Annotated in this window: 10 protein-coding genes and 1 tRNA gene; 6 read left to right on the top strand and 5 right to left on the bottom strand. The window is 69.4% G+C overall.

The genetic code is table 11. The annotated features are described in order from the left end of the window. The coding region (locus LR394_RS20160; RefSeq protein WP_231444200.1) for a vWA domain-containing protein at positions 1–1,715 on the top strand (1,715 nt) is incomplete at its 5' end. A 10-nt stretch (positions 1,716–1,725) separates the two neighbouring features. Beyond that, complete coding sequence (locus tag LR394_RS20155; RefSeq protein ID WP_231444216.1) at positions 1,726–3,174, top strand: extracellular solute-binding protein; 1,449 nt, start codon at positions 1,726–1,728, stop codon at positions 3,172–3,174. 18 nt (positions 3,175–3,192) lie between these two features. Here LR394_RS20155 and LR394_RS20150 read toward each other — a convergent pair. The 4 genes from LR394_RS20150 to LR394_RS20135 form a co-directional block, all read right to left on the bottom strand. After that, a tRNA-Thr gene (locus LR394_RS20150) sits at positions 3,193–3,266 on the bottom strand. 198 nt (positions 3,267–3,464) lie between these two features. Next, entirely contained in the window at positions 3,465–4,571 is a 1,107-nt protein-coding gene (locus tag LR394_RS20145; protein ID WP_231444199.1) for a sugar ABC transporter substrate-binding protein, read from the bottom strand. Positions 4,572–4,716: 145 nt separating this feature from the next. Next, on the bottom strand, positions 4,717–5,130 hold the full coding sequence (locus LR394_RS20140) for a hypothetical protein (RefSeq protein ID WP_231444197.1): 414 nt from the start codon (positions 5,128–5,130) through the stop codon (positions 4,717–4,719). Continuing rightward, positions 5,123–5,488 (bottom strand): hypothetical protein, encoded by a 366-nt coding sequence (locus LR394_RS20135; protein WP_231444196.1) that lies wholly within the window; start codon positions 5,486–5,488, stop codon positions 5,123–5,125. Before LR394_RS20135 ends, LR394_RS20140 begins: the two co-directional genes overlap by 8 nt. Positions 5,489–5,584: 96 nt before the next feature. On the opposite strand from LR394_RS20135, the gene LR394_RS20130 reads away from it, so the two are divergent. Then, a complete protein-coding gene (locus LR394_RS20130) occupies positions 5,585–5,896 on the top strand; it encodes an antibiotic biosynthesis monooxygenase family protein (RefSeq protein WP_231444194.1) in 312 nt (103 codons plus the stop codon). 181 nt (positions 5,897–6,077) lie between these two features. On the opposite strand, the gene LR394_RS20125 is transcribed toward LR394_RS20130, so the two are convergent. Then, complete coding sequence (locus LR394_RS20125) at positions 6,078–6,545, bottom strand: PPOX class F420-dependent oxidoreductase (protein WP_231444192.1); 468 nt, start codon at positions 6,543–6,545, stop codon at positions 6,078–6,080. A gap of 115 nt (positions 6,546–6,660) precedes the next feature. Here LR394_RS20125 and LR394_RS20120 point away from each other — a divergent pair, with 115 nt between their 5' ends. From LR394_RS20120 to LR394_RS20105, 3 genes are all read left to right on the top strand, one after another. Beyond that, on the top strand, positions 6,661–8,067 hold the full coding sequence (locus LR394_RS20120) for a DUF4832 domain-containing protein (RefSeq protein ID WP_231444190.1): 1,407 nt from the start codon (positions 6,661–6,663) through the stop codon (positions 8,065–8,067). A 278-nt stretch (positions 8,068–8,345) separates the two neighbouring features. After that, on the top strand, positions 8,346–10,826 hold the full coding sequence (gene otsB / locus LR394_RS41825) for a trehalose-phosphatase (protein ID WP_331283087.1): 2,481 nt from the start codon (positions 8,346–8,348) through the stop codon (positions 10,824–10,826). A gap of 151 nt (positions 10,827–10,977) precedes the next feature. Next, positions 10,978–11,133, top strand: coding sequence for a hypothetical protein (locus tag LR394_RS20105; protein WP_231444188.1), 156 nt, complete (start codon positions 10,978–10,980; stop codon positions 11,131–11,133). Positions 11,134–11,306: the final 173 nt, after the last annotated feature.

The following is an 11,306-nucleotide window of genomic DNA, read 5'->3' as shown; positions in this document are numbered from 1 at the left end:
TGATCTGCCTGGTCGGCCTGATGGTCTATTGGGTGGCGTCCGGCACCGAGACCCTGGACGGGATCGAGTCCGTGGTCAACGTCATGAGTCTGATCATCGCGCTGATCGTCCTGTTCGGGGATCTGCGCCGCACCCTGCCCCTGCCCCAGGGTGACCCGAAAGAGCACGTGCAGCTCTTCCCGGAATCGGTCTGGCGCTGGCTGACCCGGGTGGAAGTAGTGCTGCTGCCGGTGCTCGGCGTCTGGGTGCTGCGCCGGCCCGGGGTCGATCTCTACGACGTGTTCGGGGTTCTCGCGATCGCGCTGCCGGTGGTGGTGTTCTGGCCCGGTCTGCGCCGGCCGCGGCGGGGAGCCGAGTACCTGTTCCGCTCGATCGCCCTGCCGATGCTGGTGCTCTCGCTCACCGCGGCCACCTGGGACGTGCTGCCGCTGCCGGACGAGCAGCGGGATCGGTGCGGGGCGGCGCGGATCGAGGTGGACCAGGCTCTGCTGTCCACCGTGCAGTCGCTGTTCGCGGCCAACAGTTCCCGGCTGGAGAACGGCCGAGAATGCGCTCAGACGGTGGAATTTGCTGCGCTGGGCACTGATCCGCACCATGACCTCCGGATCGCGCAGACCCCGGTCGCGGGGGTGATCACTTCCGACCCGGCCACGATCCGAGGGCTCGGCGGCGAGTGGGCCGACCTGACCGTCGGGGTGGCGCCCCTGCCGAACTGGGAACTGCTGGGGATGGTCCCGGCGGTGGTTCTCCTCGAGGAAGAAGCCTTCCGTTCCCGCGCTGCCGTGCCCGCTGCCGAATTGGTCCGGCAGGGAATAGAACTGGGCTTCCGCGACGTCGTCCCGCGCGATCCGGTGGCCGCCGCGGTGGAGTACGCCGCCCCGGAGCTCGGGATCGAGCGGCGGACGGTGGATCTCGACGACGAGCGGGCCTGCCTTGGCGTCGTGCTTCCGGCCGGGACGCAATCCGCCTGCCGGGACAACGGTTTGCGCGAGCTGAAGCTGGAGGATTCGGACGGCAACACCATCGGTGCCGAAGTGCTGGCCATTCCGCTGATCCCGGAAAGCCAGCGCACCAGCGCGCAGGCGGTGCGCTCCTTCCTGTCCTGGCTGAAACGCTCGGAGGCCCGCGACGATCTGGGCCTGGTCGCCGCCAGCACCCCACCGCAGGAGGTTGCCGACCGGCCGCCTGCCCTGGCCACGATCGAGCGTCCGCTCCACCTGACCGTGCTGATCGATGCCTCGCAGAGCATGGGTACCGTCAAGGAGGGAGACACCACGCCGTACGCCGCGGCCCGGCAAGGGGTCCGGGCCTGGGCCTCGACCAAGCCGCTCGACCCGCAGGACCAGCTCACCGTCGTGCAGGCCCGCACCGGAGCCGGTCCACCGGCCGATCGTTCGCTCAGCATGCCCGGAGACGTCGCTCCGGGGCGGGAGCTGCTCTTCCCGGAGGGCCCGGGCGGGAAGACCGGCCTGGCCGAGCTGCTGCCGGTTCAGTCCGGCCCGCCGTTCCGGTCGGTGACCGTGCTTCTGACGGACGGGATGAATGTGCTTACCGAGCAGCCGATCTCGCCCGGCAGCCGCCGAGGGCTGAACGTCGTGGTGATCGGCTCGGGCTGCGCCCGGCAGCCGACCTGGGCGCAGGCGCGCTGCCGGAGCATCGACATCAACTCCCAGCACGTCGCCGACCAGCTGACCCTTCTCGCCGAGGAGAAGTAGTCCCGTGACCATGTCGCAGCACGCACCCGAGGCCGAGACAGCCGCCTCGCCCAACGGGCAGCAGTCGGAGGGGGAACCGCCGGGACCAGGTAAGACCGAGACACCCGGCCCATCGGCGGGGCAGGACCCGGACGAAGGGCCCGGCCGTCGCGCGATGCTGCTCGGGATCGCGGCCGGAGCGATCGGCGGCAGCATCGGCCAGTGGGCCCTGCACGACCTGGAACCGGCCCGCTGGGTGGCCGATCAGTTCGGCACCAAGGAGGTCAACGTCCGGGTTCACGGCGGGGACGACAGCAGCACCGCCCGGGCGAACGCCCTGCAGGTGTGGGAGAACACCCCGACCACGATCCGGGCCCGGCGGGCCGCCAGCTACAACTCGGTCGGCCCGAACAGCGACGACCAGGTGGGGATCATCCGCAACAAGCTCTCCGCGGCCACGCCCGAGTCCGACCTCGTGGTCCTCGACCCCGAGTTCCTGCCCGGCCTGGTCGAGGACCACCTGGTCTCGATCCTGCCGGACAGCGCCGCCCTGACCCGCCGGCTCGAGGACCAGGGCTGCTTCGCCCCGCTGATCGCCCGCTGCCGCGCCCAGAACAGCGCCGACGCCCCGCTGTACGCCCTGCCGGTGAACGCCGACGCGCCGCTGCTGGTGATCGACCTGTCGCTGTTCCCGGTGGCCGATCGCGAGCAGGTCCACAGCCAGCTGTGGAACCTCCGGAAGGCCGGGCAGCCGGCCGAGTTCTGGTCGCGGGCCCAGGAACTGACCGGCCTGGCTCGCTCCGGCCGCCGCATCCTGATCCAGGCCGGGCTCTACGAGGGGATGACGGTGAGCCTGGTCGAGTTGATTCATGCCTTCGGCGGTGACGTGAAGAACGACCCCACGCTGCGCACCCAGGCCGGACGTGACGCCCTGGAGCGGCTCAAGGGCACCTTCCCGCCCGACATGTTCCGCGTGCCCACCGGCGACGGCGACGAGACCGACACGCTGGGGACCATGCGCGAGCACGGCGCCGCCTTCGCCCGGCTCTGGCCCTCCCAGGTGCGCCAGCTGCTCCTGGACTCGGCCAAGGCAGAGCGCGGCAGCGAGGTGTACACCTCGGTGCCGATCCCCGGCGGAGTGCTCGGCGGGCAGGTAGCTGCGGTGGCCCAGGAGTCCACCGCCCGCGACGCCGCCGTCGACCTGGCAATCTTCCTGGCCGGCGGGCAGAGCCAGTCCCAGTTGTTCCACGTCGGCGGCTACGTGCCCACGCTCCGGCCGAACTTCTTCGAGGCCACCGTGCAGACCCAGCTCGCCGAACTGCCGGCGGTGCTCAGCTCAGCCGTGCAACGCCCCTACATCCGGCGCTACGGCAACTGGAGCAGTACCTTCCGCGAGCGCGTGCGCGAATACCTGACCGGCCCGCCCGGCGACGTGGAAACCCTGATCACCCGCCACCTGCAGCCCTTCGTCAGTGGCTGAGGTGGATCCGGGCAGCGGAGCCCCCTATCGGATTCGAACCGATGACCTGCTGTTTACAAGACAGCTGCTCTGGCCAACTGAGCTAAGGAGGCGAGGTGTTGCACGGACGACTCTACCGGGTTGCGGTTGCCGCGGTGGCGCAACCCCGGTCGAACCGGCGACCTGCTGTTTACAAGACAGCTGCTCTGTCGATCCGAGCCGGTCAGGCGAGCGCCGACGTCTCCAGTTCGGTTCTGGCCCGAACGAACCCAACTGGAGACGTCAGCGGTGGGTGAGTGCCTCGTCTCCAGTTACTGCACCCCGTACTTCTCGCAGGCCTTCTTCAGTTCCGCTGTGGTGCAGATCTTTTCCGCCGTGGTGGCGCCGTCGTCGATCACGTCCTGCACGTTGTCCGCATAGATCGCCTGCGGCTCCAGCAGGACCGACTTCACCGCCGCGTTGGTCTTGGTGTCGGTGACCGAGCCGCTGGCCGAGGCATCCGCCCCGGCGGTGTCACCCTTGATCAGCTTCACCGCCAGGTCGGCGGCCGCCCCGGCCTCCAGCTTGATCGACTTGTAGACCGTGACGCACTGGTTGCCCAGCAGCAACTGCTGCAGTCCGGCGTCGCTGGCGTCCTGCCCGGTGACCGCGACCGAACCGGCCCGCCCGCTGGACTCCAGCCGAGCGATCACCGCGCCGCCCAGCGTGTCGTTGGCTGCCGCCACCCCGACGAACTTGCCCTTGAGCTCGGTGTCGATCTGCTCGAAGAGCACGCCCGCGCGCTGCGCGTCCCAGTCCGGCACGTCCTGGTCGGCGACCACGTTGTAGCCGGCGTCGCGGATCACCTTGTCGTAGCCCTCCTTGAACAGGGTGGCGTTGTTGTCGGTGGGCGAGCCGTTCAGCTCGACCACGTCCCCGCTGGTGGTGCCCGCGTCCTGCAGGCACTTCACCAGGCCCTCGCCGATCGTCTGGCCGACTCGCACGTTGTCCAGCGAGACGTAGTACTGCGCCCCGCCGCCCAGGGTGAGCCGGTCGTAGTCGATCACCGGGATGCCCGCGTCGGTGGCCTTCTTGATCACCGCGGCCCCGGAGTCGCTGTCCAGGTTGGTGATCAGCAGTACCGTCACGCCGGAGCTGATCATCCCGTCGGCGATGGTCTGGAACTTGGTCTTGTCGCCGCCGGCGTTCTGGATGTCGGCCTCCACCCCGGCCTTCTCGAAAGCCTCGGCCAGGGCCGGGCGGTCGGCGTTCTCCCAGCGGGGCGAGGAGGCGGCGTCGGGCAGGATGACCCCGACCTTGCCCTCGGCCGCCGGATCGGTGCCGCCGTCGTCGTTCGAGGAGCTGTCCTCGCCACAGGCGCTGAGTGAAAGAACAACCGCCGAGCCGATGGCCAGTGCGGCGAGAAGCTGTCTGCGCATGGATCCGGTCCTCCCTCTGCCCGGCTTCGGCGCCGGAGCTGAAGCAGGCCCTGCGGGAGGGCCTGACACGGATGGTGCGCCTCGCAACTTATGCCGGGTATATCCGGAATCGCCAGGGAGAATGCGACACCGTTACCTCAGGCCGCTACCCCTGCGTCAGACGGTCCGCCGGGGCGGTGCGGCGCAGCCAGTACAGCCCGATCACCGGCAGGATCAGCGGGATGAAGAGGTAGCCCTGGCCGAAGTTGGACCACACCGTCTCGTCCGGGAAGTCGCCGTCGTCGATCAGGGTCAGCACCCCGATCGCGAGCACCCCGACCAGCTCGAAGGTGCAGGTGATCAGCGCGACCCGGCGCCAGAGCGGACCCGGCCGGGCCAGCGCCAGGGTGGCGATCACGTAGACCACGCCGGACAGCAGCGAGAGCAGGTAGGCCACCGGGGCCTCGTCGAACCTGGTGATCAGCTGGACGATCGCCCGCGAGCAGGCGGCCAGGGCGAAGACCGCGTAGACGGCAACCAGCAGCCGTCCCGGTCCGGAGGTACGGCTTGTCTCATCCACCGACGGTGCTCCAGATCTGAAACATCCGGGCCGTCATCACGACCACGGCAAAGCAGGCTATGAAAATCACCAGGACGCTGGTGCGGGACTTGTCCGCGGCCGACCAGAACACCCCGGCGGGCAGGAGCAGCAGCAGGCTGGCGGCGTAGGACAGGAAGGTGGCGGTCTCCTCCGGCCGCTCGCCCCCGGCGACCCGCACGATGCCGATCACCAGCTGGATCAGCAGCAGCAGCTCGAGGCCGAGCAGGACCAGCAGCATGACGTTGCTGGCCCGGCGGGCGCGGGCGAAGAGGACGACGCTCCAGATCGAGGAGACCAGGCCCACGGCGATCACCGCGCCGGACAGGATGCTGCTCACGGCTACGCACTCTAATGGGACGACCTGCGCGGATCTCACCGCCGTCTCATGGCGGGTGCCTACCGGGGAGATTGCGCTGTGTAAGAGACTGGGTGCATGTCTTATGTGGTCATCAATGTGCTGACCGTGCCCGGTGGGCGCGGGGACGTTCTGGAGCAGCGGTTCACCAACCGCGCCGGGATGGTGGAGAACTCCTCGGGATTCGAGCACTTCGAGCTGCTGCGCCCGGTCGAGGGCACCGACCAGTACCTGGTCTACACCCGGTGGAAGACCAAGGAGGACTTCGACGCCTGGCAGTCCTCCCAGGCCTTCCAGAGCGGTCACAAGGGGGCCTCGCGGCCGACCGGGGACGGGCCGGCCGCGACCGGGTCGAGCATCTGGGCCTTCGAAGTGGTGACCGAGGCGTAACTGCCGGGGTGCCGCAACACACCTCACGTTTGCCTGGTCGACGAACGTCTTCCCGGGTGGGTGGGGGAGGGCGGGTGGTTGTCACTAGGGCAACTTAAGGACGTCGGTGCCACCAGCGTCCGTAGGTCGCCTTCAAAGCCCGCTTACGGACGTCGGGGGCCCCGAACGTCCCAAAGTCGCCTTAGCTCTGGGGAACCCGGTCCGGCGGGAACCCACCGGTCGCGATCGGGCCCCAGCGCTGCGGGGTGATCCGGATCAGCGACTTGCCCTGCTTGAGCATCGCCTCCCGGTACTCGTCCCAGTTCGGGTGCTCGCCGGAGATGCAGCGGAAGTACTCCACCAGCGGCTCCACCGAGTCCGGCAGGTCGATCACCTCGGCCGGGCCGTCGACCTGGACGTAGGCGCCGTTGAACTCGTCGGACTGGATGCAGACCGAGGCGTTCGGGCGGCGGCGCAGATTGATCGCCTTGGCCCGCTCGGGGTAGGTCGAGATCACGATCCGGCCCTCGGTGTCCACCCCGCAGGTGACCAGCGACAGCTGCGGGCTGCCGTCGGAGCGGGTGGTGACCAGGGTGGCCCGGTGCCGGGGGCGGATGAACTCGAGCAGCTCCTCGAGCTCCACGCGCCGGGCGGTGGCGATGGTTGGCATGCCGTTCCTTGTCGCTCGGTGATCGATCGGTGCCCCTCATCATCCCCTTAACCTCCGCCTGATTCGCGGCGGCCTAGCGTCGAGACCTGTCGAGCGGATCAGAGGGCGAGAAACGATGCGAAACACCAGGCGGATCATCGCCGGGGCCACGGCCGGCCTGATTCTCTGCGCCGGGGCGGCGGTCTCGGCGCGGGCCGGTGAGCCGGCCACCGTCACCTACCCGGCCAGCACCCAGAACATCGCCAATCCGGAGCGGGGTTTCTACAAGCACACCGAAACCCATTACCGGGCTGACGGTTCCGGCTACACACCGCTGAGTGCGCAGACCCTGGCCGGGTATCGCGAGCAGGGTGTCACGCAGGTCCTGCGGGTGTTCTACCTGGAGAAGTTCGCATCCGAGCCGACCTTGGACCAGGAGTACCTGGACCTGGTGAAGGCCGACCTGGACACGGCCCGCGAGGCCGGCGTCTCGGTGATCACCCGGTTCGCCTACGCCCAGGGCGGCGACTTCCCGTACAGCCCGCCCTACGGCGACGCCCCGCTGGAGACCGTCCTGGCCCACATCGAGCAGCTCGAGCCGGTGTTCCACGAGTACGCCGACGTGATTCCCCTCGTGCAGCAGGGCTTCATCGGGCTGTGGGGCGAGGGCTACTACACCGATCACTTCGCGGCCGACCCGGCGAACCCGGGTGTGGTCACCGAGGCCGACTGGCGCAAGCGCAACGCCGTGGTGGCGGCGCTGCTGGCAGCGGTGCCGGACGAGCGGATGGTGGCCGCTCGCACGATGTTCTCCAAGCAGCAGTTCACCGGGACGTCGCAGCCGCTCGAGGAGCCCTTCGACGGCTCGGACGCGGCCCGGATCGGCCATCACAACGACTGCTTCCTGGCCTCCCCGGACGACTTCGGCACGTTCCTGTCCAACCCGCTGTCGCTGGACCAGGAGTACCTGGAGGCCGAGACCCGGTACCTGCCGATGGGCGGCGAGACCTGTGCGGTGAACGCGCCGCGCTCGGAGTGGGCGAGTGCCTCGGCCGAGATGGCCCGGTATCACTACAGCTACCTCAACCGTGACTACAACACCGACGTGCTGGACTCCTGGGGCGCCGACGGCCTGGCCGAGACGCAGCGGCGCCTGGGCTACCGGTTCGTGGCGACCGAGAGCACGGTGACCGCCAAGGACGACGGCAGCACGCAGATCTGGGTGGGCGTGCGCAACGACGGCTGGGCCGCTCCCTATGCGGAACGTCAGGCCCGGCTGGTGCTGACCAACGGCTCCACGAGCCACACCGTGGAGTTCGAGAGCGATGCGGACGTACGGACGTGGGCGGCCGGCGAGAGCGTCGAGCTCACGGCCACGGTGGACGGGTTGCCCGCCGGTGAGTACCAGGTGCACCTGGCGATCCCGGCGGCTCAGGAGGCGGTGGCCGACGATCCGCGGTTCGCGATCCAGCTGGCGAACGAGGGCACCTGGGACGCGCAGACCGGGCTGAACGATCTGGGGCAGACCGTCACGGTGGAGTAGGGGCGGGCCCTTCGGCTGGTTGCTCTGGGTGATCGAGGATGATGGGTCGGTAGAGCTCTTTCCTGAGCGCGGGGGATTTTAACCACGCAATACGGTCAAAATCGGACTAAACTCACTTAAGGGCGAGACCAGTGCCACGCGCCTCCAGGAGGCGTGCGGTGCCCAACGTGCCTAGGGTTACAAGGCGTGAATGAGATCACGCCGGGTGAGCTTCCTCATCGTCACCCGGTGTGCGTCCGGCACGCGGACCGAGGACCTTGACCAGGAAGGCCGACCCCGTGTCGCAGGAGCAGCCAGAGCCCAGCCATCTCAGTGATCTCGTCGTGGTCGCGAACCGGCTGCCGGTGGACCGCCAGAGCAACCCCGACGGCAGCACCACCTGGAAGCCCAGCCCGGGCGGTCTGGTCTCGGCCCTGGAGCCGGTGATGCAGTCCAACTCCGGCGCCTGGGTGGGCTGGACCGGGGCCGCCGGGGACGCGCCGGAGCCGTTCGAGGCCCGCGGCATCCAGCTGATCCCGGTGGAGTTGAGCAAGAAAGAGGTCGAGGACTACTACGAGGGCATGTCCAACGGCACGCTCTGGCCGCTGTACCACGACGTGATCGCCCAGCCTCAGTTCCACCGGCACTGGTGGGAGTCCTACGTCCGGGTCAACCGCCGCTTCGCCGAGAAGGCGGCGCAGTTCTCGGCCGAGAACGCGCTGGTCTGGGTGCAGGACTACCAGCTGCAGCTGGTGCCGCAGATGCTCCGGGCCCTGCGGCCCGACCTGCGGATCGGCTTCTTCAACCACATCCCGTTCCCGCCCTACGAGATCTTCGCCCAGTTGCCCTGGCGGCGGCAGGTTCTGGACGGCCTGCTGGGCGCCGACCAGCTCGGTTTCCAGCGCCCGGCCGACGCCAACAACTTCCTGCGGGCCTGCCGGCGCAACGGCCTGTCCACCCGCCGGGGCATGGTCCACCTGCCGGCCGAGCCGCGCTTCGGCAGCGCCGACCACCACCCGCCGCGGGAGGTGCGCGCGGCCGCGTTCCCGATCTCGATCGACGCCGAGCTGATCGACTCGCTGGGGCGCCGCGAGGACATCCAGGAGCGGGCCCGCGAGATCCGGCGCGAGCTGGGCGATCCCAAGGTGGTGCTGCTGGGGGTTGACCGGCTGGACTACACCAAGGGCATCCTGCACCGGCTCAAGGCGGTCGAGGAGCTGTTCGCGGAGGAGGTGCTCAGCCCTCCGGACGCGGTATTCGTGCAGGTGGCCACGCCCAGCCGGGACCGGGTGGAGGAGTACGAGAAGCTGCGCCGCGACGTGGAGGTCACGGTCGGGCGGATCAACGGCGACTACGGCCAGCTCGGCCACCCCGCCGTGCACTACCTGCACCAGTCCCAGGACCGCGAGGAGCTGGCCGCGCTCTACCTCGCCTCCGACGTCATGCTGGTCACCGCCCTGCGCGACGGGATGAACCTGGTGGCCAAGGAGTACGTGGCCACCCGGCACGACGAGCAGGGCGCCCTGGTGCTCAGCGAGTTCGCCGGGGCCGCGATCGAGCTGCCGCAGGCCTTCCTGGTCAACCCGCACGACATCGACGGGGTCAAGGCCGCCATCGTGCGGGCCGCCCAGATCTCCGAGCGCGAGGCCACCCGGCGGATGCGGGCGATGCGCCGGCGGGTGTTCGAGTTCGACGTGGCCCGCTGGGCCTCCACCTTCCTCAAGGTCGCCGCCTCCGCCGCGGCCGAGCCGGCCGTCCCGCGCCGGGCCACCACCCCGCCCACCGAGTCGATCGAGCTGTCGGCGATCCTGGCCGAGGCGCGCTCGGAGAACGAGGCCACCGAGGCTACTCCGGTGGAGAACGTGGCGCACCAGGGCGATTTCGTGCCCGAGGGTGGAACCGTGATCGCCGAGCCGGATCTCGACGACGCGGAGGACCTGGAGGAGCCGGGCCACGTGCTGGACGACCCGCTGGTGCTGATCGACCAGCCCGACCGGCGTCTGCCACTCTCGCTCGGACTGGTCACCGCGCTCGAGGGTTTCGCCATGCACCCATCGCTGCTGCTGGCCTTCGACTTCGACGGGGTGCTCGCGCCGATCGTCGAGAACCCGGACGCCGCAAGGCCGTTGCCGCGCGCCCTGCGGCACCTGAACGAGCTGTCCACCCTGCCCGGGGTACGGGTGGCGCTGGTCTCCGGCCGTCGGCTGGACGATCTGGTCCGGGTGGCCAACCCGCCGGCCCGCGCGCTGCTGGTGGGCAGCCACGGCGCCGAGTTCCGTGACCCGCTGGGCGATGCCGTGGTGAACTCCGCGCCCGACGAGGCCCAGGCCGCGCTGCTGGCCAAGGCCACCGCCGAGCTCGAGGCGATCAGCGCCCGGCACCCGGGCACGCACGTGGAGGTCAAGCCCACCGGCGTGGTGCTGCACACCCGTCGCGCCGAGCGCCCGGCGGCCGCAGCGGCCACCCAGGAAGCGCTGGACGGTCCGGCCGCGCTGCCCGGGGTGCATCTCACCCATGGCAAGGAAGTGGTTGAGCTGTCGGTGGTCTCGATCAACAAGGGCACTGCGCTGCGGCGGCTGCGCTCGATCACCGGGGCCGACGCCGTGCTCTTCGTGGGCGACGATGTCACCGACGAGCGGGGTTTCGCGGTGCTGCGGGCTCAGGAGGGCGACGTTTCGGTGCGGGTCGGGCCGGGGGAGACCCAGGCCCAGTACCGGGTCGGCTCACCCGAGGAAGTGGTCACCATGCTCGGGCTGCTGGTCGACCTTTGCGGCGAATGATGACGTAGCTTTCCCGAATCCGCCACAGCAGGTGATTCGGTGCAGGGAGGGACATCTCGACATGCCGCCCCACGCGCCCCGTGATTCGATCTTGGTGTCGGAAAGAACGGGATGGCGCTTAGACGCCGCTTAGCGTAACTGGGAGCTGTTCATGCCTCTGTGGCTCATTCTCATCATCGTCGGTGTTGTTCTCGCGGTCATCGGTTTCGGTGGCGTCGGTCAGATCCTGATCTGGCTGGGTGTCGCGCTGGTCGTGATCGCCGCTGTTCTGGCTCTGGTGGGCCGCCGTGGCGGAACCAGGATCTAGTGCTGTGAGAGCCGTCCGACCAACGGCCGACATCGTGGGCGTCACCTTCCGAAGGTGACGCCCACGAGGCGTTTTGGCGGGGACGGGCGGGGTGCTGGTGGGGCTGGGGGCGGTGCGGGGCGGTGTGGGTTGTGTGGGACTGCACCCGGGATTGCGGTTGGAGGGTTCGGCGG

The sequence above is a fragment of the Kineosporia babensis genome (assembly GCF_021129305.1).
Taxonomy (GTDB): Bacteria; Actinomycetota; Actinomycetes; order Actinomycetales; family Kineosporiaceae; genus Kineosporia; species Kineosporia babensis.
Note: the sequence above shows the minus strand (reverse complement) of the source record. Positions and strands in the feature narration are given on the sequence as shown.